This is a genomic window from Thioclava sp. F42-5, from assembly GCF_002213195.1.
GTDB lineage: Bacteria > Pseudomonadota > Alphaproteobacteria > Rhodobacterales > Rhodobacteraceae > Thioclava > Thioclava nitratireducens.
The window spans coordinates 79948-105277 of the sequence record NZ_NBNZ01000002.1; the positions used below are offsets into that span (position 1 = coordinate 79948).

34 protein-coding genes and 1 tRNA gene are annotated in these 25330 nt (G+C 63.7%); 32 read left to right on the forward strand and 3 right to left on the reverse strand.

What is annotated here, in order from left to right; all coding sequences use genetic code 11:
- From rplV to rplP, 3 genes are read left to right on the forward strand one after another with little or no spacing between them, the layout of a single operon-like run.
- On the forward strand, positions 1 to 381 hold the full coding sequence (rplV, locus tag B6V74_RS05585; protein ID WP_078521290.1) for a 50S ribosomal protein L22: 381 nt from the start codon (positions 1 to 3) through the stop codon (positions 379 to 381).
- The gene (gene rpsC, locus B6V74_RS05590; protein WP_075773845.1) at positions 381 to 1088 is read left to right on the forward strand and encodes a 30S ribosomal protein S3; all 708 of its coding nucleotides are present in this window, start codon (positions 381 to 383) and stop codon (positions 1086 to 1088) included. The genes rplV and rpsC overlap by 1 nt, the downstream gene beginning before the upstream one ends.
- 14 nt (positions 1089 to 1102) lie before the next feature.
- Positions 1103 to 1516: a 50S ribosomal protein L16 gene (rplP, locus tag B6V74_RS05595; RefSeq protein ID WP_075773846.1), complete on the forward strand. Its 414-nt coding sequence runs from the start codon at positions 1103 to 1105 to the stop codon at positions 1514 to 1516.
- Between the two features lie 74 nt (positions 1517 to 1590).
- On the opposite strand, the gene B6V74_RS05600 is transcribed toward rplP, so the two are convergent.
- Both B6V74_RS05600 and B6V74_RS05605 read right to left on the reverse strand, forming a co-directional pair.
- The gene (locus tag B6V74_RS05600; protein ID WP_075773847.1) at positions 1591 to 2124 is read right to left on the reverse strand and encodes a flavodoxin domain-containing protein; all 534 of its coding nucleotides are present in this window, start codon (positions 2122 to 2124) and stop codon (positions 1591 to 1593) included.
- Between the two features lie 82 nt (positions 2125 to 2206).
- Positions 2207 to 2842, reverse strand: a complete 636-nt coding sequence (locus B6V74_RS05605) for a 2OG-Fe(II) oxygenase family protein (RefSeq protein WP_088722244.1) — start codon at positions 2840 to 2842, stop codon at positions 2207 to 2209.
- A 187-nt stretch (positions 2843 to 3029) separates the two neighbouring features.
- Between B6V74_RS05605 and rpmC the strand changes: the two genes are divergently transcribed.
- The 26 genes from rpmC to B6V74_RS05735 all read left to right on the forward strand — a co-directional run bounded on the left by rpmC (position 3030) and on the right by B6V74_RS05735 (position 21254).
- Positions 3030 to 3230 (forward strand): 50S ribosomal protein L29, encoded by a 201-nt coding sequence (rpmC, locus tag B6V74_RS05610; protein ID WP_075773849.1) that lies wholly within the window; start codon positions 3030 to 3032, stop codon positions 3228 to 3230.
- A 12-nt stretch (positions 3231 to 3242) separates the two neighbouring features.
- Complete coding sequence (gene rpsQ / locus B6V74_RS05615; RefSeq protein WP_075773850.1) at positions 3243 to 3476, forward strand: 30S ribosomal protein S17; 234 nt, start codon at positions 3243 to 3245, stop codon at positions 3474 to 3476.
- Positions 3477 to 3553: 77 nt separating this feature from the next.
- Positions 3554 to 3922 (forward strand): 50S ribosomal protein L14, encoded by a 369-nt coding sequence (gene rplN / locus B6V74_RS05620; protein WP_075773851.1) that lies wholly within the window; start codon positions 3554 to 3556, stop codon positions 3920 to 3922.
- Complete coding sequence (gene rplX, locus B6V74_RS05625) at positions 3922 to 4227, forward strand: 50S ribosomal protein L24 (protein WP_075773852.1); 306 nt, start codon at positions 3922 to 3924, stop codon at positions 4225 to 4227. The genes rplN and rplX overlap by 1 nt, the downstream gene beginning before the upstream one ends.
- A complete protein-coding gene (rplE, locus tag B6V74_RS05630) occupies positions 4227 to 4784 on the forward strand; it encodes a 50S ribosomal protein L5 (protein WP_075773853.1) in 558 nt (185 codons plus the stop codon). The genes rplX and rplE overlap by 1 nt, the downstream gene beginning before the upstream one ends.
- A 19-nt stretch (positions 4785 to 4803) precedes the next feature.
- Entirely contained in the window at positions 4804 to 5109 is a 306-nt protein-coding gene (gene rpsN / locus B6V74_RS05635) for a 30S ribosomal protein S14 (RefSeq protein ID WP_075773854.1), read from the forward strand.
- A 10-nt stretch (positions 5110 to 5119) separates the two neighbouring features.
- Complete coding sequence (gene rpsH / locus B6V74_RS05640; RefSeq protein WP_088719470.1) at positions 5120 to 5518, forward strand: 30S ribosomal protein S8; 399 nt, start codon at positions 5120 to 5122, stop codon at positions 5516 to 5518.
- 10 nt (positions 5519 to 5528) lie between these two features.
- On the forward strand, positions 5529 to 6062 hold the full coding sequence (gene rplF / locus B6V74_RS05645; protein ID WP_088722245.1) for a 50S ribosomal protein L6: 534 nt from the start codon (positions 5529 to 5531) through the stop codon (positions 6060 to 6062).
- Between the two features lie 11 nt (positions 6063 to 6073).
- Positions 6074 to 6433, forward strand: coding sequence for a 50S ribosomal protein L18 (rplR, locus tag B6V74_RS05650; protein ID WP_075773856.1), 360 nt, complete (start codon positions 6074 to 6076; stop codon positions 6431 to 6433).
- Between the two features lie 114 nt (positions 6434 to 6547).
- On the forward strand, positions 6548 to 7117 hold the full coding sequence (gene rpsE / locus B6V74_RS05655; protein ID WP_075773857.1) for a 30S ribosomal protein S5: 570 nt from the start codon (positions 6548 to 6550) through the stop codon (positions 7115 to 7117).
- A gap of 12 nt (positions 7118 to 7129) precedes the next feature.
- A complete protein-coding gene (gene rpmD / locus B6V74_RS05660; protein ID WP_075773858.1) occupies positions 7130 to 7315 on the forward strand; it encodes a 50S ribosomal protein L30 in 186 nt (61 codons plus the stop codon).
- A gap of 486 nt (positions 7316 to 7801) precedes the next feature.
- Complete coding sequence (locus B6V74_RS05665) at positions 7802 to 8218, forward strand: universal stress protein (RefSeq protein ID WP_075773859.1); 417 nt, start codon at positions 7802 to 7804, stop codon at positions 8216 to 8218.
- A 38-nt stretch (positions 8219 to 8256) separates the two neighbouring features.
- Entirely contained in the window at positions 8257 to 9897 is a 1641-nt protein-coding gene (locus B6V74_RS05670) for a BCCT family transporter (protein ID WP_075773860.1), read from the forward strand.
- A gap of 107 nt (positions 9898 to 10004) precedes the next feature.
- Positions 10005 to 10751: an ABC transporter ATP-binding protein gene (locus tag B6V74_RS05675; protein WP_240497062.1), complete on the forward strand. Its 747-nt coding sequence runs from the start codon at positions 10005 to 10007 to the stop codon at positions 10749 to 10751.
- On the forward strand, positions 10726 to 11340 hold the full coding sequence (locus B6V74_RS05680; RefSeq protein ID WP_088722247.1) for an energy-coupling factor transporter transmembrane protein EcfT: 615 nt from the start codon (positions 10726 to 10728) through the stop codon (positions 11338 to 11340). The genes B6V74_RS05675 and B6V74_RS05680 overlap by 26 nt, the downstream gene beginning before the upstream one ends.
- A gap of 1 nt (position 11341) precedes the next feature.
- A complete protein-coding gene (locus tag B6V74_RS05685; protein ID WP_075773862.1) occupies positions 11342 to 11887 on the forward strand; it encodes a biotin transporter BioY in 546 nt (181 codons plus the stop codon).
- 10 nt (positions 11888 to 11897) lie between these two features.
- Positions 11898 to 12833, forward strand: coding sequence for an asparaginase (locus tag B6V74_RS05690; RefSeq protein WP_088722248.1), 936 nt, complete (start codon positions 11898 to 11900; stop codon positions 12831 to 12833).
- Positions 12834 to 12915: 82 nt separating this feature from the next.
- The gene (locus tag B6V74_RS05695) at positions 12916 to 14364 is read left to right on the forward strand and encodes a DUF2252 family protein (protein ID WP_088722249.1); all 1449 of its coding nucleotides are present in this window, start codon (positions 12916 to 12918) and stop codon (positions 14362 to 14364) included.
- Between the two features lie 123 nt (positions 14365 to 14487).
- A complete protein-coding gene (locus tag B6V74_RS05700; RefSeq protein ID WP_088722250.1) occupies positions 14488 to 15501 on the forward strand; it encodes a LacI family DNA-binding transcriptional regulator in 1014 nt (337 codons plus the stop codon).
- A 142-nt stretch (positions 15502 to 15643) separates the two neighbouring features.
- Positions 15644 to 16312, forward strand: a complete 669-nt coding sequence (locus B6V74_RS05705) for an amino acid ABC transporter permease (protein ID WP_088719475.1) — start codon at positions 15644 to 15646, stop codon at positions 16310 to 16312.
- Between the two features lies 1 nt (position 16313).
- Positions 16314 to 16970 carry an amino acid ABC transporter permease gene (locus B6V74_RS05710; protein WP_075773867.1) on the forward strand — a complete coding sequence of 219 codons (657 nt, stop codon included), beginning with the start codon at positions 16314 to 16316 and terminating at the stop codon, positions 16968 to 16970.
- A gap of 35 nt (positions 16971 to 17005) precedes the next feature.
- Entirely contained in the window at positions 17006 to 17833 is an 828-nt protein-coding gene (locus B6V74_RS05715) for a transporter substrate-binding domain-containing protein (RefSeq protein WP_088719476.1), read from the forward strand.
- A 58-nt stretch (positions 17834 to 17891) separates the two neighbouring features.
- Positions 17892 to 18635: an amino acid ABC transporter ATP-binding protein gene (locus B6V74_RS05720; protein ID WP_075773869.1), complete on the forward strand. Its 744-nt coding sequence runs from the start codon at positions 17892 to 17894 to the stop codon at positions 18633 to 18635.
- Positions 18632 to 19582 carry an NAD(P)-dependent oxidoreductase gene (locus B6V74_RS05725; RefSeq protein ID WP_088722251.1) on the forward strand — a complete coding sequence of 317 codons (951 nt, stop codon included), beginning with the start codon at positions 18632 to 18634 and terminating at the stop codon, positions 19580 to 19582. The genes B6V74_RS05720 and B6V74_RS05725 overlap by 4 nt, the downstream gene beginning before the upstream one ends.
- Positions 19583 to 19594: 12 nt before the next feature.
- Complete coding sequence (locus tag B6V74_RS05730) at positions 19595 to 20533, forward strand: sugar kinase (RefSeq protein ID WP_240497063.1); 939 nt, start codon at positions 19595 to 19597, stop codon at positions 20531 to 20533.
- The gene (locus tag B6V74_RS05735; RefSeq protein ID WP_088722252.1) at positions 20523 to 21254 is read left to right on the forward strand and encodes a hydratase; all 732 of its coding nucleotides are present in this window, start codon (positions 20523 to 20525) and stop codon (positions 21252 to 21254) included. Before B6V74_RS05730 ends, B6V74_RS05735 begins: the two co-directional genes overlap by 11 nt.
- 142 nt (positions 21255 to 21396) lie before the next feature.
- Here the strand turns inward: B6V74_RS05735 and B6V74_RS05740 are convergent.
- Positions 21397 to 21470: transfer RNA gene (locus B6V74_RS05740), tRNA-Cys, on the reverse strand.
- Between the two features lie 194 nt (positions 21471 to 21664).
- Between B6V74_RS05740 and B6V74_RS05745 the strand changes: the two genes are divergently transcribed.
- From B6V74_RS05745 to B6V74_RS05755, 3 genes are all read left to right on the forward strand, one after another.
- Complete coding sequence (locus B6V74_RS05745) at positions 21665 to 22315, forward strand: protein-L-isoaspartate O-methyltransferase (RefSeq protein WP_088719483.1); 651 nt, start codon at positions 21665 to 21667, stop codon at positions 22313 to 22315.
- Positions 22316 to 22448: 133 nt separating this feature from the next.
- A complete protein-coding gene (locus tag B6V74_RS05750) occupies positions 22449 to 23810 on the forward strand; it encodes a TolC family outer membrane protein (protein WP_206185186.1) in 1362 nt (453 codons plus the stop codon).
- A 144-nt stretch (positions 23811 to 23954) separates the two neighbouring features.
- Positions 23955 to 25262 (forward strand): hypothetical protein, encoded by a 1308-nt coding sequence (locus B6V74_RS05755; protein ID WP_146694522.1) that lies wholly within the window; start codon positions 23955 to 23957, stop codon positions 25260 to 25262.
- The last annotated feature ends 68 nt before the right edge of the window (positions 25263 to 25330 follow it).

Here is a 25330-nt window from a genome sequence, read left to right on the forward strand (position 1 = left end):
ATGGGTAAGGAAAAGAATCCGCGCCGCGTGGCGGAGAACGAAGCGATGGCGAAGACCCGTATGCTTCGCACCTCGCCGCAGAAACTGAACCTCGTCGCCGCGATGATCCGTGGAAAGAAGGTCGACAAGGCCCTTTCGGACCTGACCTTCTCGAAGAAGCGCATCGCGCTCGACGTGAAGAAGTGCCTCCAGTCGGCGATCGCCAACGCAGAGAACAACCACGGCCTGGACGTGGACGAACTCGTCGTGGCGGAAGCCTGGGTCGGCAAGAACCTGGTGATGAAGCGTGGCCGTCCGCGGGCGCGTGGTCGCTTCGGCAAGATCATGAAGCCGTTCTCGGAAATCACCATCAAGGTGCGTCAGGTTGAGGAGCAAGCGTAATGGGTCAGAAGGTTAATCCGATTGGCATGCGCCTCCAGGTCAACCGCACCTGGGATAGCCGCTGGTATGCCGACAGCAAGGACTACGGCGACCTGCTGCTCGAGGACATCAAGATCCGCGAGTTCATCCACGAGGAAGCCAAGCAGGCCGGCGTCAGCCGTGTCATCATCGAGCGTCCGCACAAGAAATGCCGCGTGACCATTCACGCTGCGCGTCCGGGCGTCATCATCGGCAAGAAGGGCGCTGACATCGAAGCGCTCCGCAAGAAGCTGGCGAACTTCACCGACAGCGAGCTGCACCTGAACATCGTCGAAGTCCGCAAGCCGGAACTCGACGCGCAGCTGGTTGCCGAGTCGATCGCTCAGCAGCTCGAGCGTCGTGTCTCGTTCCGTCGCGCCATGAAGCGCGCGGTGCAGAACGCGATGCGCATGGGTGGTCTTGGTATCCGCGTGAACGTCGCTGGCCGTCTGGGCGGCGCCGAGATCGCACGGACCGAGTGGTATCGCGAAGGTCGCGTTCCGCTGCACACCCTGCGTGCCGACATCGACTACGCGCTGTCCGAAGCGTCGACCCCCTACGGGATCATCGGCGTGAAGGTCTGGATCTTCAAAGGCGAGATCATGGAACATGATCCGCAAGCTCGTGACCGCAAGCACGCCGAAGCCCAAGAGGGCCCGGCACCGCGCGGCCCGCGTCGCGATCGCTGAGGGAGTAGATAGTTATGCTGCAACCGAAACGGACGAAGTTCCGCAAGATGCACAAAGGCCGGATTCATGGTGAAGCCAAAGGTGGTTTCGACCTGAACTTCGGTCACTTCGGCCTCAAGGCAGAGGCGCCCGAGCGCGTCACCGCCCGTCAGATCGAAGCTGCGCGTCGTGCGATCACCCGCCACATGAAGCGTCAAGGCCGTGTCTGGATCCGGATCTTCCCGGATACCCCGATCACCGCAAAACCCACCGAAGTCCGTATGGGTAAAGGTAAGGGTTCGGTCGACCGTTGGGCCGCCAAGGTCAAGCCCGGCCGCGTGATGTTCGAGATCGACGGCGTCAACGAAGTGACCGCTCGCGAGGCTCTGCGCCTTGGCGCGGCCAAGCTTCCGGTGGCCTGCCGCATCGTCGAGCGTCAGGACTGGTAATCCCGGTCTGACTGCTGAAGACAAACGAAAGCCCCGCCAGAGATGGCGGGGCTTTTGCGTATCTGGTGCCGAGATCAGGCGCCGTCGGAAATCCAGCCGTCGATCAGCGCGTCCAGTGCCTTCCAGTCGGTATATTCGATATCAGCATCGAGATCGGCATCGGGATTTTTCTTCGCCACGATCCGGCGCATCACGAACCGGCGGAAGATATCGTATCTCGACGGCAGATAGGCGCCCGCGATCTGTTCCGTCAGATCCGGCGTCCAGCCGGTCGCCGCTTCGAAGTCCTTCAGGATTTTGTCGAGGGCGCGCCAATCCTCTGCGTCATGACCGGCGGCGGCCAGCGAGACCGAGAGAAAGAGGTTCGGGCGGTTCTTGATGATATCGCGTTGTTCGGCGACGAAATCCGCGAAGCGACCCTGATAATGTCCGACATGGATCGAGGCCGCGAGGACGATCCGGTCGAACCGGCCGAGATCCATCCCCTCGGCCTCATCGGTGGAAATCAATTCCGCGGAGTGACCCAGATCCGCGATGCGGTCGGCGACGTGCCGCGCGATTTTGCGGGTTTGCCCCTCGGTCGAGGCATAGGCGACGAGTGTTTTCATGCTGCGCTCCCGGTGTCTGGTTGCGCAGCAAGAAAATCAGGTGAGATGCGGCTTGGCTATGATGGCGATCAAAGCGCCGGGCTCAGTCGACCCATTTGTAATTGAAGCTGACCGAGATCCGCTCGTCTTCGGCCGTGTTCATCGGCACCTCGTGGCGCAGCCAGCTTTCCCAGAGCAGCACCTCACCCGGTTCGGGGGCGATGTAGATGAAGGGCTGCAGCTCGCGCCGGGCGGTCTTGAGGCGGGTAGGGGCCGCCATCATCCGGGCGCTGCGCGGGTCTTCCAGCTTCAGCGCCGAGGCGCCGTCGGGCATCGCGACATAGGTCGTGCCCGAGATCACCGAATGGGGGTGCAGGTGCGAGCTGTGGGTGCCGCCTTCGGGCAGGATGTTGATCCAGAGGTCTTCCAGCACCAGCTTACCCTCGCCCAGATCGAATTCGAGATCTTTGGCAAAGGCCGCAACGTGCTTGTCGAGCGCCTTCACCATGTCCGCGAAGATCGGGAAGCGCCAAGGCAGGTCGGTGAGCGAGGCGTAGGAGGTATAGCCCGGATAGCCGTTCTCCTCGCACCAGTCCTGACCGGCTTCGTCATCCTCGGCGATGGCGTAGCACGAGGTCTCCAGCTCGTTCGTATCGACCTTGGGGCCGAATTCGGATAGGGAAGCGCGGTAGAGGCGGGTGACGAAAAGGGACTCGATCTGGGATTTGGACTCGGGCATTGGGGGCTCTCGCAACTGGGCGTGGATTTACCCCCTGTTACGCGAAAGCGGGCCGGAGGCCAAACAATCCTTGCCATATTCGATTCGCTCTGATATTGGCCCCAAGTTCCTGAAATCAGGACCGACATAACCCATCAGAAGTAGGGTCACCCGCGAGGGGCCCTCTGATGCCAAGAAAGGACCCGGGATGAACGCCCAAGAACTCAAGGCGAAGACGCCTGATGAGCTGCGTGACCAGCTCGTCTCGCTGAAGAAAGAAGCCTTCAACCTCCGCTTTCAGCAGGCCACGAACCAGCTCGAGAACACCGCGCGCATGCGTACCGTTCGTCGGGACGTTGCACGGATCAAGACCGTGCTGAACCAAAAAGCCGCTGAAGCCGCGAAGTAAGGAGAGCTTCCTATGCCCAAACGCATCCTGCAAGGTACCGTGACGTCGGACAAGAACGACCAGACCATCACCGTTTCGGTCGAGCGCCGCTTCACGCATCCGGTTCTCAAGAAAACGATCCGGAAGTCCAAGAAATACCGCGCCCACGACGCGGAAAACCAGTTCAAGACCGGTGACATTGTTCGCATCGAAGAGTGCGCGCCGATCTCGAAGACCAAGCGCTGGCGGGTTGTGGTCACGGCGTAAGCCGCGGCCATTTCGCCAGTATTCGAAACCCTGGGGCCCTTACTGCATAGGCGTCCCCAAAGGTCGGGAGTAACCCCATGATCCAGATGCAGACCAATCTGGATGTTGCTGACAACTCCGGCGCTCGCCGGGTTCAGTGCATCAAGGTCCTCGGCGGCTCGCACCGCCGTTACGCATCCGTGGGCGACATCATTGTGGTGTCGGTCAAGGAAGCGATCCCGCGCGGCCGCGTGAAGAAAGGTGACGTCCGCAAGGCCGTCGTCGTGCGCACCGCCAAAGAAGTTCGTCGCGACGATGGCACCGCCATCCGTTTCGACCGCAACGCCGCCGTCATCCTGAACAACGCGGGCGAGCCGGTCGGCACCCGTATCTTCGGGCCGGTCGTGCGTGAGCTGCGTGCGAAGAACTTCATGAAGATCATCTCGCTTGCTCCGGAGGTGCTGTAATGGCTGCTAAGCTCCGCAAAGGCGACAAGGTCGTCGTTCTCGCTGGCAAGGACAAGGGCAAGCAGGGTGAGATCACCTCTGTTGACCCGAAAGCCGGCAAAGCTGTCGTCGACGGCGTGAACGTTGCGATCCGCCACCAGCGTCAGACCCAGTCCAACCAGGGCGGTCGCCAGCCCAAGGCGATGCCGATCGACCTGTCGAACCTGGCTCTGATGGACGCAAACGGCAAAGCCACCCGCGTCGGCTTCCGCGAGGAAGACGGCAAGAAGGTGCGTTACGCCAAGACCACGGGGGATGCGATCTGATGCTCGATCAAGCTACCTACACTCCGCGTCTTCGCGCTCTTTACCGCGACTCGATCAAAGCCGCGCTGAAAGAAGAGTTCGGCTACAAGAACGACATGATGATCCCGCGGCTCGACAAAATCGTGCTGAACATGGGCGTCGGCGAAGCCGTGAAAGACACCAAGAAGGTCAAGCAGGCCGCCGAAGAGCTCTCGCTCATCGCTGGTCAGAAGGCCGTGATGACCAAGGCGAAGAAGTCGATCGCAGGCTTCCGCGTCCGTGAAGAAATGCCGCTGGGCGCGAAAGTGACCCTGCGCGGTGACCGGATGTACGAATTCCTCGATCGCCTGATCAACGTTGCCCTGCCGCGCGTTCGCGACTTCCGCGGCGTGAAGCCGGCCTTTGACGGTCGTGGCAACTTCGCAATGGGCCTCAAGGAACACATCGTGTTCCCGGAAATCGACTTCGATAAGGTCGATGAGGTTCTGGGTATGGACATCATCATGGTGACCACGTCTGACGTGGATGCCGAAGCGAAGGCGCTGTTGAAGCATTTCAACATGCCTTTCAACGCCTGATCGCGGAGGAACGAAACTTATGGCTAAGAAATCCATGGTTGCGCGCGAAGCGAAGCGCCAGCGTCTTGTGAACAAGTACGCTGACAAGCGGGCCGCGCTCAAGGAAATCATCAACGACCAGGAGCGCCCGATGGAAGAGCGCTTCAAGGCGTCGCTGAAACTCGCGGAACTCCCGCGCAACTCGTCGGCGGTCCGGCTGCACAATCGTTGCCAGCTCACGGGTCGTCCCCACGCTTACTACCGTAAGCTCAAACTCTCGCGGATCATGCTGCGTGACCTGGCCTCCTACGGTCAGATCCCCGGCATGGTGAAGTCGAGCTGGTAAGGAGGGCGACATGTCTGTGAACGATCCTCTCGGCGATATGCTGACCCGCATCCGCAACGCACAACTGCGTGGCAAATCCACCGTCCGCACCCCGGCCTCCAAGCTCCGCGCTTGGGTTCTCGACGTGCTGGCTGACGAAGGCTACATCCGTGGTTACGAGCAGACGACGTCTGCTGCCGGCCATCCGGAGCTGGAAATCAGCCTCAAGTACTACGAGGGCACCCCGGTCATCCGCGAGCTGCAGCGCGTCTCGACCCCCGGTCGTCGCGTGTACATGGCCGCGAAAGACGTCCCGTCGGTCCGTCAGGGCCTCGGCGTCTCGATCGTCTCGACCTCGAAGGGCGTGATGTCGGATGCAAACGCACGCTCCGCCAATGTCGGCGGCGAAGTGCTCTGCACCGTATTCTAAGGAGGGCTCAATGTCTCGTATTGGTAAGAAACCGGTCGAGCTTCCCAGCGGCGTTTCGGCGCAGCTGTCGGGCCAGACCATCGAAGTGAAGGGGCCGAAAGGCACCCGTTCCTTCACCGCGACCGACGATGTGACCCTCAAGGTCGAGGACAACCTCGTCACCATCACCCCGCGTGGCCTCTCGAAGCGCGCGCGCCAGCAGTGGGGCATGACCCGCTCGCAGGTCGCGAACCTCGTGCAGGGCGTGACCGAAGGCTTCAAGAAGGAGCTGGAGATCCAGGGTGTTGGTTATCGTGCGCAGATGCAGGGCAACGTCCTGAAGCTGTCGCTCGGTTATTCGCACGAAGTCAACTTCGAGGTTCCGGAGGGCGTGACTGTCACCGCTCCGAAGCAGACCGAGATCGTTGTGGAAGGTTCCGACCAGCAGCAGGTGGGCCAAGTCGCGGCAAATATCCGCGAATGGCGTGCTCCTGAGCCCTATAAGGGCAAGGGCATCCGCTACAAGGGCGAGTATATCTTCCGCAAAGAAGGTAAGAAGAAGTAAGGAACGCGAAAATGGCAAACAGCAAACGGGATCTGTTCCTCAAGCGCCGCCTGCGCGTCCGGAACAAGCTTCGCAAGATGGCCGCTGGTCGCGCCCGTCTTTCGGTGCATCGTTCGTCGAAAAACATCAGCGTTCAGCTGATCGACGACGTCAACGGTCGCACTCTGGCCGCCGCTTCCACGCTCGAGAAGGATCTCGGTGTGGTCGGCAAGAACAACGTCGAAGCGGCAGCCAAGGTTGGCGCCGCGATCGCCGAGCGTGCGAAGAAGGCCGGTGTCGAAACCTGCTACTTCGACCGCGGTGGCTTCCTGTTCCACGGGAAGATCAAGGCGCTCGCCGACGCAGCCCGCGAAGGCGGTCTGAAGTTCTAAGACTGGTGGGGGACGTTCGCGTCCCCCCGATGATCCGGGCCGCGCCCTTCGGGGCGGGGCACCTGGATTGAGACAAACGGCGTGAGACCACGCCATCACGAGAAGGAATGCCTCATGGCAGAACGTGACAACCGCCGGGGCCGCCGCGACGACCGCGACGAAAACCCGGAATTCGCCGATCGCCTCGTCGCGATCAACCGCGTGTCGAAAACCGTGAAGGGTGGTAAGCGCTTTGGCTTCGCAGCCCTCGTGGTCGTCGGCGACCAGCGTGGCCGTGTCGGCTTCGGCAAAGGCAAGGCCAAAGAGGTTCCGGAAGCGATCCGCAAAGCCACCGAGCAAGCGAAGCGCAACCTGATCCGCGTCCCGCTGCGCGATGGCCGCACGCTGCACCACGACATCGAGGGCCGTCACGGCGCTGGTAAGGTCGTGATGCGCACCGCACCGGAAGGTACCGGGATCATCGCCGGTGGTCCGATGCGTGCCGTGTTCGAGATGCTGGGCGTGAAGGACGTCGTGTCGAAATCGACCGGCACCCAGAACCCCTACAACATGATCCGTGCCACGCTGAACGGTCTGACCCGCGAAGCAAGCCCCCGTCAGGTGGCTGCGCGCCGCGGCAAGAAAGTGGCCGACATCCTCAAGAAGCCCGAGGCCGAGGCACCTGCCGAAGCCACGGAAGCGTAAGGAGAGCGATCAATGGCTACCATCGTCGTCAAGCAGATCGGTTCGCCGATCCGTCGTCCCGCCATCCAGCGTGCCACGCTGAAAGGCCTGGGTCTGGACAAGATGAACCGTACCCGTGAGCTGGAAGATACCCCGGCCGTGCGCGGTATGGTCGCGAAGATCCCGCACCTCGTCGAAATCGTCGAAGAGCGTGGCTGAACCGACCGGTTCATCTGAGTAACGAAGCGCCCCGACCGAAAGGCCGGGGCGTTTTGCATTTGTAGCGCTTGGCTTCTGGCGGGGCAGGTGCGGAGAGGCCGCCCGCGTGTGACGGATCGTCCGCCTGATACGCGTCCTCCAAGGCCGAGAGACGGGCCGCATGTTTCGCCGGAATGAACGCCGCCTGCGGAGGTGACGTCGAGGCGCCTCCGACCGCGATCACGGTGTTGGTGCCGCTGAAATCTGTTCCATATCGGCGGTGAAAACGTCTCGCCCTCTCCGGTCTGAGGCGATCGGACATGGTACATCCGCGTATGGCGGTTTTGGGCGAAATTGGGGCCGTCGCGCGCCGCACCCGATAACGGCATGTCATTTCTTTAATATTTATTCACGATTTCCGGAACCGATTGTGACACACTGGGTTGGTTGGATATCGTTGCATCCTGCAATAGGGTGCTGCGCTTCAAGACTGAGGGACGGATCGAGATGTTTGAGAAAATCATGGTTCCGGTCGACCTGCGTCACGTCGAGAAGATGGACAAGACGTTGAGAGTCGCTTCGGAAATCGCAGCGAAACACGACGCGGAAGTCGTTTTCATAGGTGTTACGAGTCAGGAGCCGAGCGAATTCGGCCATAATGCCAAGGAATATGCCGCGAAGCTGGACGCTTTCGCGGATAGTCATGCCAACGAATTCGGGCACAAGGCCTCGGGGAAGGCGGTCGTCGTGCCCGATCCTGCCGTGGATCTCGACAAGACGTTGCTGAAGGTGGCCGACGATCTCGAGGCCGATCTCGTCGTGATGGCCACGCACGTGCCCAACGCGGCCAACTATCTCTTTGCCTCGCATGGGGGACATCTGGCCGCGCACAGCGATGCGTCGGTCTTCCTCGTACGCGGATAAGCGGACCAACATAACCAATAAGGACAGGAGGACGGCATATGGCCGAACCTGAAGAAGTTCAGGGTATCCCTGCCCCCGAAGGGGACACGCAACTCATCGAAACCGATTACGAAATCGGTCAGGACAACCTGGAAGGCCAAGTCGGGCCCTTCGGTTTCGACATTCACAACCCGGTTTTCATGATCTCGGCGCTGACGATCGTGGCCTTCGTCTTCTATGCGCTAGCCCTGCCCGAACAGGCGAGCGAGATCTTCGGCGCAATGCGTCCGTGGCTGACCTCGACTTTCGACTGGTTCTTCATGAGCGCCGCGAACATCTTCGTCATCTTCTGTCTCGCCCTGATCGTCTCGCCCTATGGCGCGGTGCGTCTGGGGGGCACGGATGCCGAGCCGGACTTCACCTATATGGGCTGGTTCGCGATGCTCTTCGCGGCCGGTATGGGCATCGGTCTGATGTTCTTCGGCGTGCTCGAGCCGGTCTATCACATGGCGGTATCGCAGCCGTTGGGCACACCTTCGCCCTTCGATGCGGATGGCAACCTGATCCCGGAGAATGTCGCACGGGCCAAGGAAATGGGCCTCGCCGCGACGATCTATCACTGGGGTCTGCACCCTTGGGCGATCTATGCGGTCGTGGCGCTCGCGCTGGCGCTGTTCTCCTATAACAAGGGCCTGCCGCTGACGATCCGCTCGGCTTTCTATCCGATCTTCGGTGAGAAGGTCTGGGGCTGGACCGGCCACATCATCGACATCATCGCGGTGTTTGCGACACTGTTCGGTCTTGCGACCTCGCTCGGTTTCGGCGCGCAGCAGGCGAATGCGGGTCTCAATCACGTCTTCGGCGTTCCGATCAACACGACGGTGCAGATCATTCTGATCACCATCATCACCGGCGTTGCGTTGTTCTCGGTGCTGCGCGGCCTCGACGGCGGCGTGAAGCTGCTCTCGGAGATCAACATGGGCATCGCGGCGCTGCTGCTGCTCTTCGTTCTCTTCGCGGGTCCGACCCTGATGATCTTCACCGATTTCGGTCAGGGTCTTCTGGCCTATGCCAAGGACATCATTCCGCTGTCGAACCCGATCGGGCGCACGGATGACAGCTATCGCGACGGCTGGACCGCGTTCTACTGGGCGTGGTGGATTTCCTGGTCGCCCTTCGTCGGTATGTTCATCGCCCGGGTGTCGCGTGGCCGTACCGTGCGCGAGTTCATCATCTGCGTGCTGCTGATCCCCTCGCTCGTCTGCGTGCTGTGGATGGCGGTTTTCGGTGGCGTCGCGATCGACCAGGTGATTTCGGACCCGGCAGGCTCGCTGGTGAAGGCGCAGGTCATCGATAGCTACAACCCGCCGCTGTCGCTGTTCGCGATGCTGGAGGGTCTCCCGCTGACCTCGATCACCTCGGTCATCGCGATCATCCTGGTGATCGTGTTCTTCGTGACCTCCTCGGACTCCGGCTCGCTCGTGATCGACACGATTACCGCAGGCGGCAAAGTCGACGCTCCGGTGCCGCAGCGTGTGTTCTGGGCCACCTTCGAGGGCGCGGTCGCGATCGTGCTGTTGATCGGCGGCGGTCTGAGCGCGCTACAGGCGATGGTGATCTCGACCGGTCTTCCCTTCACGCTGGTTCTGCTGGTGATGTGCTGGGCGATCTGGAAGGGTCTTCGGACCGAGCCTCGGTAAACTGAGGGACACTTGAGACAGAGAGGCGCGCGGGGGAAACCTCGCGCGCCTTTCGCTATGCGCAGGGCGTCTGGAAACGCGGCGCGACTGCGTATATGACCCGGCGCATGTCTGACGGCGCGACCCTTACTTCTGCGAGCCATATCGCGATTTCCGATCTGGGCCACGATCTCGACGGTCGCCCGGTGCTGGAGGGGATTTCGCTTGAGACCCGTGCCCGCCGCATCGGCGTGGTGGGGCGCAACGGATCGGGCAAATCTACCCTCTCGCGGCTGATGGCCGGGCTGATTGCGCCGAGCCGGGGTAGCCTGCGGATCAACGGCCACGATCTGGCCGCCGACCGCAAGGCCGCGCTGCGCGAGGTCGGCATCCTGTTCCAGAACCCCGATCATCAGATCATCTTCCCCACCGTGATCGAGGAGATTTCCTTCGGGCTGCGCCAGCAGGGGATGAGGAAAACCGAAGCCGAGGCTGCGGCGGAAGAGACGCTCGCGCAGTTCGGCAAGGCGGCGTGGCGCGATGCCTATGTCACGACGCTCAGCCAGGGCCAGAAGCAGCTTCTATGCCTGATGGCGGTGAGCGCGATGGCCCCGAACCTGCTGATCTTGGACGAGCCCTTCTCCGGTCTCGACATCCCGACCAAGGCGCAGCTGGGTCGCGCGCTGACGCTCTATCGCGGGACGCTGGTGCACGTGACCCACGACCCGCGCGAGTTGGAGCATTACGACGAAATCCTCTGGCTCGACCAAGGGCGGCTGCAAATGCATGGCGCGGCGCGCGAGGTGCTGCCCGCCTACGTCGAAGAGATGACCCGTGCGGGAGAGGCCGATGATATCGCTCAGCTCTCCCGTTAAGACCGCCGCCCATGACTGGCCTGCGGGTTTGAAACTCGCAGCGCTCTGCCTCGCGACCGTGGGTCTGTTCTATATAGAAAGCCCGCTGATCCTCGCGGGCGTCGTCACGGCGATCCTGATCGCCTATGCCTTGCCCGGTCGCGCCTTCCTGCGCGCGGGCCTGTCGGCGCTGAAGCTGCTCTGGCCGTTTATCGTCATCGTCGCGATCTGGCAGGTGGTTATCGGCGAGATCGCGGAAGGCGCGGTGATCGTGATGCGGATGATCTCGGCGGTGGCGCTGGCGAACCTCGTGTCGATGACGACGCGGCTCAGTGATATGATCGCGGTTGTGCGCTGGCTGACGACACCGTTGCGTCGCTTCGGGCTGTCGACCGCCGCGCTGGAGGTCGCGATCGCTTTGGTGATCCGCATGGTGCCGGTGCTGACCAACAAGGGTGCGCGCCTGACCGAGAGCTGGCGCGCCCGGGCCACGCGGCGGCCGAGCTGGCGGCTGGTGCTGCCCTTCACGCTTCTTGCGCTTGACGATGCCGACCATGTCGGCGATGCGCTACGGGCCCGGGGAGGGCTCACATCCGAGAGGGAGACTTGAGATGGAAAAGAATGTCGCGCTGATCGCGCTGTTTGCGGCCCTGATCGCGGTACTCGCGCTGATCCCGAAGATCACGCTGGGCTTCGGTGTGCCGATCACGGCGCAGAGCCTTGGGATCATGCTGGCCGGCGCCGTGCTGGGCTCGAAGCGTGGTGCTCTGGCGGTCCTGCTGTTCCTGCTGCTGGTGGCCGTTGGTCTGCCGCTGCTGGCCGGCGGTCGTGGGGGCCTCGGCGTCTTCTTCGGTCCGACGGGCGGGTTCCTGTTCAGCTGGCCGCTGGCCGCGTGGCTGACTGGCTTCGTCGTCGAGAAATGGCGCTCGGTTCCGCTGGGCGCATCGGTCTTCGTGGGCTCGATCCTTGGTGGGATCGTGTTGTCCTACGCGATGGGAATCGTCGGGCTGTCGCTTGCGCTCGGCAAGAGCCTGATCGAAAGCACCTCGCTAATGGTCGTCTTCATCCCCGGCGATCTGATCAAGGCGCTGATCGTTGCGGCGCTGACCGTCTCTCTGGCCCGCGCACGGCCTTCCAGCGTCCTGTCGCGGAACTGAGGGACGCGGCGTGGCACTGCTTCTGATCCATACGGGCGGGACGATCGGCATGGTCGCCTCTGATGCGGGTTTCGTACCGCAGCAGGGCGTGGTCGAGGATTTCCTCGCGACCCTGCCCGAGGGGCGCGAGGTTGAGACCCTACGTCTCGATCCGCTGATCGACAGCGCCAATGCCACACCCGCCGATTGGGATCGGATCGCCGAGACCATCGCCGCGCATCACGACCGTTGCGACGGGGTGATCGTGACCCACGGCACCGATACGCTCGCCTATACGGCGGGGGCTTTATGCTTCGCGCTCGAAGGGCTGGGCAAGCCGGTGATCGTGACCGGCTCGATGCTGCCGCTTTCGGTCGAGGGCAATGACGGCGCGCGCAATCTGCGCGACGCGATTGCGGCGGCGCGGACAGCTACGCCAGGCATATGGGTGCAATTCGCCGGACGCCTGTTGCACGGCGCGCGGGTCCGCAAAAGCCACTCGCGCGCTTTCGATGCCTTCGCCGCCGATCCTTCCGACATCCCGCCCTGCCAGCCGGGGCCGCGCCTGATCCGTCATCCGGTCAGGCCCGCGCGGATCGCCGTTCTGGCCGTGGCGCCGGGGGCGGAGGAGAGCCTGCTCGACCATGCAGCCAAGACCTGTGACGGTCTGGTGCTGCGCTGCTACGGCTCGGGGACTGCGCCCGACACGCCCGGCCTGCGCGCGGCGCTTGCCACGACGCAGGCCCGCGTGGTCCCGGTCATCGGGGTCAGCCAATGTCCCGAGGGAGGGATGGCGCTTGGCACCTATGCGGCGGGGGCGGTCCTGCGCGATCACGGGGTGATCGACGGGCGCGACATGACGCCGGAGTCGGCCTATACAAAGCTCTCCCATGTCCTTTCGCTCGGCGATCCGCAGACGCGGGCGGCGCGCCTCTCCCGGTCGCTCTGCGGAGAATACACGCCCTGAGCCTTGGGGCTCACGCCGGTTTTTCGGAACGCCTTCGCCCGTCCTCCCGTTAGGAGAGCGAACCCCGAAAAGGAGCACCCCCATGGCGGAAGGCAATAACAAGCCGAAATCTTCCAATTCGAAAGCGTCGAGCCAGAAACGGTCGCGCAAGGCCACCGGGGTTGCGCCCGTCCAACAGCTCCAGAGCCGCGTCGAGGCCTATCGCGAGCTCGCTGAGGCCTATGTGAAATACCCCTGCGTGATGCGTCCGGGCGATCTGACCGGGCTTGCGCGTCGCCTGCATGTGCGCTCGACGATCATCGAGGACCACGCGGTGCGCATCGACGAGAAGGCCGAGGGCGCGAGCGAGAAATTCGAGGAACTGGCGGATTCGCTGTTCTCCTTCTTCCGCGGCACCTCGCTGCTGTTTCACCGCGACATGCTGGGCGAGGATGAGCGGATGCCGACGGTGCTCGCGCTCGGGGATGTCCATCCGGAGAATTTCGGGATCATGCCCAATGCCGATAACGTGCCGATCTTCGGCGTGAACGATTTCGACGACGTGCTCTACGGGCCCTTCACCTGGGATCTGAAGCGCGGCATCACTGGCTTTCTGATCGCCGCCAAGGAGGAGGGAGACCAGAAGAAGAAGCACCGTGAGAAGATCGTGCGCAAATTCGTCGAAGGCTATCGTGACGGGATGGAATTCTATGCCCGCCACGACAAGGAGGCGAGCCAGCAGATGCGCCCCGATAACAGTCCGAAAGTGATCCGGCGGATGTTCAAGAAGGCGCGCAATAGTCGGAAGGAATGGCTCTGGGATCGCTATCTCAACGAGACCGGTCGGGGCTTCCGGGCGAATGACGAACTGACGCCGATCTCCAGTCGGATCTCGGAGTTTCAGGGTTACATCAACGACGTGGCCAAGCAGAACGGGATCGATCCCGGTGGGCGCGCAGGGCAGCTGAAGGTGAAGGATGTGTGCATCCGCCATGGGCAGGGCACGGCCTCGCTGGGGCTGCCGCGCTACTATTGCCTGATCGAAGGTCCGAGCAAGAATGCCAGCGACGATCTGATCATCGAGTTCAAGCGTGCCCGGCAGTCCGCGCTCGAAGGTCTGGTCCCGGAGAACGATTTTGTCGCCGGTGAAAAGGGCGACCGGATCGCGCATGGCCAGCGGGTGCATCTGGCGCATGGCGATGTCTTTTACGGCAGCGTGGATATCGACGATATGAGCTTCATGTCGCGCGAACGTGCGCCGTTCCGCGACGATATCGACCTCGACGATCTGTCGAAGGACAGCTGGCGTGACTATGCCCATGCCTGCGGGCAGGCGCTGGCGCAGGCCCACGCGCGCTCCGACGATGCGGGCGAGCTGGACTACCGGATCGAGCCGCGCATCATCGAGGCGATGCAGCCCTTCGATCTGTTCGTCGACGATCTGCTGTGTTTCGGGCGAGAGGCGGTGAAGCGCCTCAAGCGTGACCACAAGTTCTTCAAGATGGATCTGAAACGCGGCGCTTTCGACATGACGCAGAAGCACTACCGCTAAGCTCTCGTGCCCGCGTTGACACGGTCTCCCCAGACGGGGCGGCCGTTTCCCAATGAGCGCAGCTAGTCGCGTGACGGAGGTGTCGTGCTTGCGCGAGCGCCTTCCTGTCGTTACTCCGCGATTATGGCGGTGAAGCGTACGACATTGATGGATGTGGCGCGGGCGGCGGGCGTGTCCCGCGCGACGGCCTCGCTCGTCATTCGCGGCTCGGACCTCGTGGCGGCGAAGACGCGCGAGAAGGTCGAGAAGGTCATCGCCGAGCTCGACTACGTGCCCAATAGCGGCGCGGCACGTCTGCGCGGTCAGAAAAGCCGCACTATCGGCGTGATCATTCCGAACCTCGTGAACAGCTTCTTCTCGGAATTCGTCGAGGGGATCGAGGCCGAGCTGGACGAGCAGGGCTATCAGGTCATGCTCGCCAGTTCGCGGGACGACCCGGAACGGCAATCGGGTCTGCTCCGCCGGTTGCGCGAGCATGACGCGGAGGGGATCATCCTGTTTCCCGCCGAAGGGACCGCGCCGGATACGATAGAGAAGCTGGTCGCGGCTGGCGTGCCGCTGGTGCAGGCGATGCGCCACGTGGGCCGCGATCTCAGCGATTTCGCAGGCTCCGATCACGGCCTCGCGGTGCGGCTGAGCGTGCGGCATTTGCGCGATCTCGGCCATCGACGGATATCCTTCGTCGCGCTCGCGGGGGAGGTTTCCACGCGGGATGAACGTCTCGCGGCCTTCGAGGAGGAGATGCGGGCTCAGGAGCTCATCAATGCTGGGGTGATCGACGTGCCGCTCGCATGGGATGGCTCGCCGCAATCGGCCGCGATGCTGATGGCGCTCGAGCCACGCCCGACCGCAGCGATCTGCTTCAACGACATCCTCGCCTCGGGCCTGCTGCGGGGACTGTTCGATCTGGGACTGATGCCCGGCCGCGATCTTTCGGTGGTGGGCCACGACAACCTGTCCTTCATCGATCTCGGTGCGCCGCCGCGCCTGACCACAGTGCAGGTCTTCCCGCGCCAGATCGGCGCGGCTTCGGCGCGCCTGCTGCTGCGACGGATCGCAGATCCGGGCGCAGAGCGGAAAACCGAGATCGTGACGCCGCGCCTGCGGGTGCGCGACACCACCGGTCCCGCCGACTGATCCCAACTTACCCCGACGTCTTCCACTCACGCATCCGTGATTTGCGACTCGGAATTTAGATCGTTCTAATTAGATCGATCTAAATGAGCATGCCCGACCGTTGAGGAGCGTGAGGGCATGTGGTTACACGCAGGGAGGCGACGTGTATCACTTCAACTTCACGCCCGTATTCGAGAACCTGGACCTGCTGCTTTACGGCGCATGGCTGACCATCCGCCTGTCTTTCGCGGCGATGCTTCTGGGCCTGATCGTGTCGGTCCTCGGGGCTGCTGCGCGCACCTCGCATTCGAAGGTGCTGCACGCGATCGTCGGCGCCTATGTCGAGATCATCCGCAACACGCCCTTCCTCGTGCAGATTTTCTTTCTGTATTTCGGGCTGCCCGCGATCGGGATTTCTCTCGATCCGAATGTCGCGGCGCTGATCGCTCTGGTGATCAATGTCGGCGCGTACGGGACCGAAATCACCCGCGCCGGGATCGAATCCGTGCCCCATGGCCAGATCGAGGCAGGGCGTGCGCTGGGTCTCGGGCCGATCCAGATTTTCCGCTACGTGATCCTGAAACCGGCGCTGCGCAACGTCTATCCGGCGATGACGAGCCAGTTCATCTACCTGATGCTGACCTCGTCGGTCGTCTCGACTATCTCCGCAAACGATCTGGCCTCGGTAGGGGCGGATCTGAACGCCAAGACCTTCGCCAGCTTCGAGATCTACCTCGTCGTGACCGCGTTCTACCTCGTTCTCTCGCTGCTGTTCTCGGGCCTCTTCAAGCTCGTTCAGAACGCCATTTTCAACTATCCTGCGAGCCGCTGACATGATCCGCCAATTCGGTCCCTCCGACATCCTGTTCATCATCGAGGCCGTGCGCTGGACGCTTCTGCTGTCGGTCATCGCCTTCATCGGCGGCGCAATCGGCGGGCTGTTCGTGGCACTCGCGCGCAGCTCGGGCTCGAAGGCTCTGCGCCGGATCAGCGCCGGGTTCATCCGGATCTTCCAGGGCACCCCGCTCCTGATGCAGCTGTTCCTGTTCTATTTCGGTCTGACCGTGCTGAACCTGCCGATCAACCCGCTGCTGGCGGCGGCGATCGCGCTGACCTTCCATGCCAGCGCCTATCTGGGCGAGATCTGGCGCGGCTCGATCGACGCGGTGCCGTCGGGGCAGACCGAGGCCGCGACTGCGCTTTCGCTGAGCTATCGCGACCGGATGCAGCATGTGGTTCTGCCGCAGGCGGCGCGGATCGCCGTAGCCCCGACCGTCGGCTTCCTTGTGCAGCTGATCAAGGGCACCTCGCTTACCTCGATCATCGGCTTCACCGAGCTGACGCGCGCCGGTCAGATCGTCAACAACGCGACCTTCGACCCCTTCGTGGTCTTCGGGCTGGTGGCCGCGATCTACTTCATCATCTGCTGGCCGCTGTCGCTTTATGCGCGCCGGCTGGAAGGGCGGATGCGCCTCGCATTCACCCGCTGATTTTTCACCCGCTTCAGGTTTAGGAGGAGTAAAACATGAAGTTTCTCAAGACAGTCGCAACGGCGGCCCTGACGGTCGGCGCATTGATGGCAGGCCACGCGCAAGCCACCACGCTCGATCAGGTCGAGAAGGCCGGCGTGCTCAAGGTCGGCATGCTCGTCGATTTCCCGCCCTTCGGTCTGATGGGCACCAGCGGCAAGCCCGAAGGCTATGACGCGGATACCGCCAAGGCGCTTGCCGACTACCTGGGCACCAAGATCGAGATCGTGCCGGTGACCGGCCCGAACCGTATCCCCTACCTGCTCTCAGGTCAGGTCGATGTGCTGGTCGCCTCGTTGGGCATCACGCCAGAGCGCGCCAAGCGGGTCGATTTCTCGCGCCCCTATGCCGGGATCGAGATTATGGTCTACGGCAAGAAAGAGGAAAAGGTCTCGAAGCCGGCTGATCTGTCTGGTGAATCGGTCGGCGTCGTGCGTGCCTCGACTCAGGACGCGGGCGTGACCAAGGTCGCCCCCGACGACACCACGATCCGCCGCTTCGACGACGACGCGGCCGCAGTGCAGGCACTCCTCTCGGGGCAGGTGCCGCTGATCGGTGTGTCCAACGTCGTGGCCGCGCAGATCGCGAAGGCTGCGCCAGGTCGCTTCGACGAGAAGTTCCCGCTTTCGAGCCAGGTCCAGGGCATCGCGGTCGAGCCGGGCGCAGACAAGCTTCTGGCCAAGATCAACGCGTTCGTCGGCTCCGCAATGAAAGACGGCACGATGGACAAGATCTCGCAGCAGTGGCTGGCGACGGACATCCCCGATTTCGTCCGCAACGGATCGGCCGAGGAAGCCGCGACGCCGAAATCGGCCTCGAACTGATCTCACCCCACATCCGGCGCAGCCCCGCGCTGCGCCGGGTCACCCTACAAGGCATCCCATGACACAAGCACAGCAGCCCGCCGTCGAGATGCGCGGCGTCACCAAGTTCTTCGGTGCGTTTCAGGCGCTGAAGTCGATCGATCTGACGGTCGAACAAGGCGAGCGGATCGTGATCTGCGGTCCGTCCGGCTCCGGCAAGTCGACCCTGATCCGCACGCTCAACCAGCTCGAAGAGATTCAGGATGGCACGATCACCGTCGACGGGATCGAGCTGACGGCAGGCGGCGAGAACGTCGCCAAGGTGCGCCGCGAAGTCGGGATGGTCTTCCAGCAATTCAACCTGTTTCCCCACCTGACCGTGCTGCAGAACTGCACGCTCGCGCCACTCAAGACGCGGCGGGCGGACAAGGCCGGGGCGGAGGCGACCGCGCGCAAGTATCTGGAGCGCGTGAAGATCCCCGAGCAGGCGGACAAATTTCCCGCCCAGCTTTCGGGCGGTCAGCAGCAGCGGGTCGCGATTGCGCGGGCGCTCTGCATGGAGCCGCGGATCATGCTGTTCGACGAGCCGACCTCGGCGCTCGACCCTGAGATGGTCAAGGAGGTGCTCGACACGATGATCGACCTCGCCCGTGAAGGCATGACGATGCTCTGCGTCACCCACGAGATGGATTTCGCCCGTGCCGTCGCCGATCGTGTGATCTTCATGGAGCAGGGCGCGATCATCGAAGAGGGGCCGCCGGCAGAGTTCTTCGGCAATCCGAAGTCGGAGCGTCTGCGCAACTTCCTGGGGCAGATCTCATGAGTGATGATGCCAAACCCACCCCGTCGATCCTCGCGCTGATCGAACTGAAGCCCGCCGACATGATGGAAGCGTTCTGTGCCGAGCATTCGGTCACCCGCGATGCCACAGCGCGCGAGGGCATCGAGATCGTGCTGACCAGCGGCGCGCGCGGCCTCTCCGGCGAGGAGATCGCCGAATTTCCCGACCTGCGTCTGATCGCGGTCAATGGCGTCGGCACCGATGCGGTCGATCTGGATGCGGCGGCCGCGCGCGGCATCCATGTGACGACCACGCCCGACGTGCTGTCGGAGGCAGTGGCCGAACTGGCGCTGGGTCTCGCTATCTCGGTGCGGCGGCGGATCGGTGAGGGCGAGCGGTTGCTTCGCTCGGGCGGTTGGTCGAACGGACAGAAACCGCGGCTCGGTCAGGCGCTGACCGGTTGCCGTGCGGGTATTCTCGGCTATGGCCGGATCGGGCGCGTACTGGCGGATATGCTGCGCGCGCTGGGGGTTGATGTGATCTATCATGCCCGCAAGCCCCATGATGACGCCCCCGAGGCATGGCGCCCCGACGCCCGGACGCTGGCCGCCGAAAGTGACGTCCTGTTCGTCACGCTCTCGGCCACGCCTGAGACGCGGTATATTGTCGATGCGCCGGTGTTAGAGGCGCTCGGCTCCGAAGGCACCTTGGTCAATGTCGCGCGCGGCTCGGTCGTCGACAGCGCGGCGCTGGCTGCGGCCTTGCATGGCGGCACGCTCGGCTCTGCCGCGCTCGATGTATTCGAGGTCGAACCTGTCGCGCCCGATGGGGCGGAGGACGGTCTTTTGCGCGCGCCGAACACGCTTTTCACGCCACATATCGCTTCGGCCACGAACGAGGCGCGACGCGCGATGGCGCAGCTGGTGATCGCGAATATCGACGCCTATCTGGCCGGAGCCCCGCTTCCGAGCCCGGTAGGGCCCGCCTGATCGGAGCCTTGCATGCTGGACTTTCTCTGCATCGGCGAGCCTCTCGCCGAGTTCACAAACGACCCTGCAACGCCCGATCTGTTCCACCGCCGGCTTGGGGGCGACACGCTGAATGCGGCGATCTACCTCGCGCGGCTGCGGCCCGATCTGCGGGTGGGCTACCTTTCGCGGCTCGGTTCGGACGGGATGAGCCGCTGGATGCGCGATACGATCGCGCAGGAGGGGGTCGAGATCGAGGCGATCGGGTCCGAGGCCGATGGCAGCCCGGGGCTGAGCTTCATCGCCACCGATGCCACGGGCGAGCGCAGCTTTACCTATTGGCGCGATCAGGCGCCGGCGCGCCGGATGTTCGGCGCCGACGGGGATGAGGTCGCGGCGCTCGGTCAGGCACGCGTCCTTTTGTTCTCGGGCATCACCTTGGCGATCCTTCCCGACACGGCGCGCAGCCGTTTGCTGGCGGAGTTGGACGCGCTGCGCCAGCGCGGGATCACCGTCGCCTATGACACGAATTACCGCCCGCGGCTCTGGCGTGACAGGGCCGAGGCGGCGGAGTGGACCGAGCGCGCCTTGGCAGTGACGAGCCTCGCGCTGCCCTCGCTCGACGATCTCGCGGCGCTTTGGAACGAGACCGACCCCGAGGCGATCATGGCGCGCTGCGAGAAACACGCAGCGGGCGCCATCGTGCTGACGACGGGCGGCGGCGCGGTGCTCGCGCGCGACGCATCGGGGGCGACGCTGCGCGTTGCGCTGCCCGATCCCGTCGCGGCTGTCGACACGACTGCGGCAGGCGACAGTTTCGATGCCGCTCTCCTCTCGGCCCTGCAGCGCGGTAAAACGCTGGAGGCCGCAATTCTCGACGGTGCGCGTCTCGCAAGCCGAGTCGTCCGTCATCCCGGCGCGATCATCCCGCGCGATGCCATGAAAGAAGAGGTTGCACACCATGCAGCGTGACCAGATCGCAAGCGCCGCAGAGGCGCTGGCTGCCGCGAATGACGGCGAGACGCTCGAGGCGCTGACCCCGCTGCCGGTCACGCCGGCGGAAGCCTATGCCGTGCAGGCCGAGAGCCTGCGCCATCTCGGCCCCGTGGGGGGCTGGAAACACGCGCTGCTGGGCGGGCAGGACCTGTCCTGCGCCCCGGTTCTGGGTCGTGCGATCCATCGCTCGGGTGCGACCCTTGCCGTCGCGCCCCATGCGCGGCTCGAACTGGAAATCGCGGTGCGGCTGCGTGCCGATATTTCGCCCGAGGCCAAATCTCACGAGATTCTGGAAGCGATCGGCAGCGTTCATGTCGCCTTCGAAGTGCTTCAGTCGCGCTTCACCACGCTCGAAAAGCAGCCGCCGCTGGCACAGATGGCGGATCGGTTCTCGAACCGGGCGATCGTCATTGGAGATGAGATGCCCGATTGGCAAACCCGTGACCTGTCGCGCCTGCCGCTTGCGATCGGCGTGCCTGCCGAGCCGCCTGAAATGGCCGCTGGGATGTCACTTTCCGAGATCGTGTCCTTCCTCGGCTTCCTCGCCGAGCGCGCCGCCGTGATCGGGCCGGGGCTGCGGGCGGAGCATTGCATCGTCACCGGCGCGCGCATCGGCCCGCAGCCTCTGCCGGTGGGGGTGCAACTGCACGGGGGGCTCGAAGGCTGTCAGGTTTCGCTGACCACGTGCGCGCTCTGAAAACTCATCGGTTTAACGGAGAGATAGCCGGCCCTGCTTCGAAAGAGGCGGGGCCTTCGTATTCCGCCCTCGTCGCCGCGATCGGGGGCAGGCTCTGTCGGGAGTCGCCCCGTGGGCGAAAACTGAATTTTTCGGGGAAAGGTGGAGGCGAGTACCGGAATCGAACCGGTGTACACGGATTTGCAATCCGCTGCGTCACCACTCCGCCAACTCGCCACCGTGGTGTGGCCGTCAGATACGGTATCGCAAGCGCCCGCGCAAGAGGCGAGTTGCGCCCGAGATGCATTGTGCGCGGGCGCCATCGCCCCTGAGCGCGACGGCAGGTCGGATCTGGCTCTCGCATAACTTGCTCAGGCCCTGCTTCTGTGGCAAAACCGCCCACAAGGGTTTGCTACCGAAGAGTTCTCGACATGCAAGATTTCGCTACGCGCCGCACCGTGATGGTCGACACGCAGGTCCGCCCCAACGACGTGACCAAATTCCCGATCATCGCGGCGATGCTGCATGTGCCGCGCGAGCAATTCGTGCCCGCGGCCAAGCGCGAAGCCGCCTATATCGGGGAAAACCTCGAACTGGCACCGGGCCGGGTTCTGCTCGAGCCGCGCAATTTCGCGAAGATGCTCGACGCGCTCGACATTCAGCCCGACGATCTGGTGCTCGATGTGGGCGCGGGGCTCGGCTATTCCTCGGCGGTGATCGCGCGGATGGCCGAGGCAGTCGTCGCGCTGGAAGACGGGGACATGGCGTCGCAGGCGGAGGCCGCGCTGGCCGAGGCCGGGGCCGACAATGTCGCCGTCGTGACCGGCGCGCTGACCGAGGGTGCGGCGCAGCACGGCCCCTATGACGCAATTCTGATCGAAGGCGCAGTGGAAGCCATTCCGCCCGCGCTGATCGAGCAGCTCAAGGAAGGCGGTCGGATCGCCGCGATTTTCATGGAAGGCGCCCTCGGCATCGCTCGGATCGGCTACAAGATCGACGGAGCGATGAGCTGGCGCGACCTGTTCAATGGCACCGCACCGGTCCTTCCGGGCTTCGTGCAGCCGCGTGAATTCGTGCTCTGAAAGGCACATCGAATAGGCTAGCTGTTTTGCAGGATATGCAATCGAGCGGCGAGCCGATAAACTTAAAGTAATTGCGCCCGGCGGCAGAGGGACTCCTGCATCTGTGGCGATACAGGAAAACGAGGGGCATTCGATGCTGCGCAAGACACTGACATGGACCGCTTTGGTCGCGGCGACCGCCATGGCGCCGATCACGGCCGGGGCCGAGACGCTGGCCGACGCGCTGGTCTCTGCTTATCGCCATTCGAACCTGCTGGAGCAGAACCGTGCTGCGCTGCGGGCCGCGGATGAAGACGTCGCGCAAGCCGTCGCGAATCTGCGCCCGGTCCTGCAATGGACCGCGAGCTACGATTACCTCAATGCCGACGCCACGCGCACGATCTCGCAAAAAGCCTCGACCACGCTCGGCGCGTCGATGACGCTGTTCGATTTCGGCCGTAACAAGCTGAATGTCTCGATGAAGAAAGAGACCGTGCTCGCCACCCGCGAGGGGCTGCGTTCGGTCGAGCAGAACGTGCTTCTGGCAGCGATCCAGGCCTATTCGGATGTGAAGTCGGCCTCCGAGCAGGTTGCGATCAACCAGAATTCCGCGCGCGTCCTGAACGAGGAACTCAAGGCGTCGAACGACCGGTTCGAAGTGGGTGAAGTCACCAAGACCGACGTCTCGCTCGCACAGGCGCAGCTGGCTTCCGCCCGCGCGTCGCTCGCCGCGGCACAGGGCAAGCTGCGTTCCGCGCGCGAGGCCTACAAGGCCGCGACCGGGCACTACCCGAGCAATCTCGCGGCGTTCCCGAAGCGGCCCTCGCTGCCGGGCTCGCTGGATGCCGCGCGCGATATCGCCCTACGCAGCCATCCGAGCATCAAGCAACTGCAGCACACTGTTGCGGTCTATGACCTCGGCGTTGATTACGCCCGCGCCAATCGTCTGCCGAAAATCACCGGTTCGCTCGGCCTGAAGCAGGAAGAGCAGGGCATCCAGACGCAGTCCGCCGGGATCGAAATGAGCCAGACGCTCTATTCCGGCGGTGCGCTTCTCTCGGCACAGCGCCAAGCCGTGGCGAACGACCAGTCGGCCCGTGCACAACTCAGCCAGGCCGGCGTGACGGTCGCGCAGAACGTGGCCAATGCCTGGTCGGCGATCGACATCGCGAAGGCGCAGATCTCGGCTTATGACCAGCAGATCACCGCAGCGCGTACCGCCTATCAGGGCGTCAAGGAAGAGGCGCTTCTGGGCGCCCGTACCACGCTCGACGTGCTCTCGGCAGAACAGGATCTGCTTGATGCGCAGGCCGGACGGATCGACGCGGCCGCCACGCTGCAGGTAGCTGATTATCAACTTTTGTCCGCTATGGGGCTGTTGACGGTAGAAAACCTGAAGCTTGGAATTCCGACCTATGATCCCGCGGCTTATTACAATGCGGTCCGCACCGCGCCCCTTACGCTCAGCCCGCAGGGCAAGCGTCTGGATCGTGTGCTCAAGGCCATCGGCCAGTAACGACCAACCGGTGTTCCGGCGGGCTCTTGGGGCCCGCCCGCCGCGCCATAGTGGCGCGGGTATCGCAGCCTCCGGGTGTCCCTCGCAGTTTCGGATCCGTCACGGCTGGACAGGCGCGCGTGCGCGCTGCAGGATGGAGTGATTATGGCTGATACCCGACCCAGACCTGAAATCGAAGATGTGCTGGCATCGATCCGGCGACTGGTGTCGCAGGACAGCCCGCGTATGGCCGAGAGTTATCCGGCCTCCAAGGCCGAGCGTGCGGCCCCCGATCCGCTGGTTCTGACGCCCGCGCATCTCGTCTCCGACACGCAGGCGGAGCCGAAGGGCGACATCCATGATCTCGAATGGTCCGCGCCGGGAGTGACGCCTGAAGAAGAGGCGGCCGAACCGCAGGATTTCGCGCAGGACCAGCCGGAGAAGGCCGCCGCGCCTGCCGGGGCCGAGGCGCCCGCGCCACTGTCCGAGGCACGACGGAAGCCGCAGAATTTCGAACCCGAATTCGACGATGCCGAGGCCGAGCCCTGGCCGTCGGAGGCGGAACTGCAGCAGGGCGGGTTCGACGATGAGCTCAAGCGGCTTGAAGGGTCGCTCGCGCAACTCGAGGCGGAAGTCGCGCGCGATGGCTCAGATTTCGAATCCGAGACAGGCGACAGGTTCGAACCTGCCGGCACTGCACCCCTGACCGAACTTCCCGAGAGCTTCACGCCGGTCTGGTCCCAAGGTGCGGATCCGGAGCAGACTTTTGCCACTGCCGATTGGGAGGACGTGGCCGGGTTCGTCGCGCCGCAATCGCCGGATCAGTTTGGGGCCGCGGACGAAGGTATCACAGAGCCGCTCCCGGCAGAGGATGCCGACGCGCCTGCCGAAACCGATCCCTTGGCCGGGCTTGATTTCGCTGCGGCCGACACAGACGAAGGGGAGCCGGAAGACGTTCGTCCCGGCGAAACGCCGATCGGGGCAGACGCCCTCTTGGGCTTCGATGTCCCGCCGGGAGCTGAGACACCGGAGGAGGCGCCTTCGGCACAGGATTGGGAAGATCTTGCACCGGAACCGGACGCGGGTGGCGCTGCCGCGCCGGAGGCGACAACCGCGCCACCGACCGATTCCGCTCCGCCACGCCGCCTGCATCTCAGCGATGCCGGGGCGCGCATCCCGGAGCCGGAGCCACGTATTTCGAGCTATGCCGAATTGCGTGCGACGCTGGAAGAGGATTCCGAAGCCGACGAGATCGCCGCGCTCGAGGCTGAACTCGCGTCGACGCCGGACCAACCCGAAGCGCCGCTGCATCCGGCGGTGCAATCGATGAACGAAACCCAACTTCGTCGGCTCGTCTCGGCGATGCTGCGCGAAGAGTTGCAAGGCGCACTTGGCGCGAAGATCACACGTAATCTGCGCAAGATGGTGCGCCGCGAAGTGCAGCGCGCGCTGATGAGTCGCGACCTGGACTGACTCGCGCCATCGCCAAGACAGCCGGGGCAGGGGCGACGATCGCGCGCTGTTTGCCCCCGCGAACATGC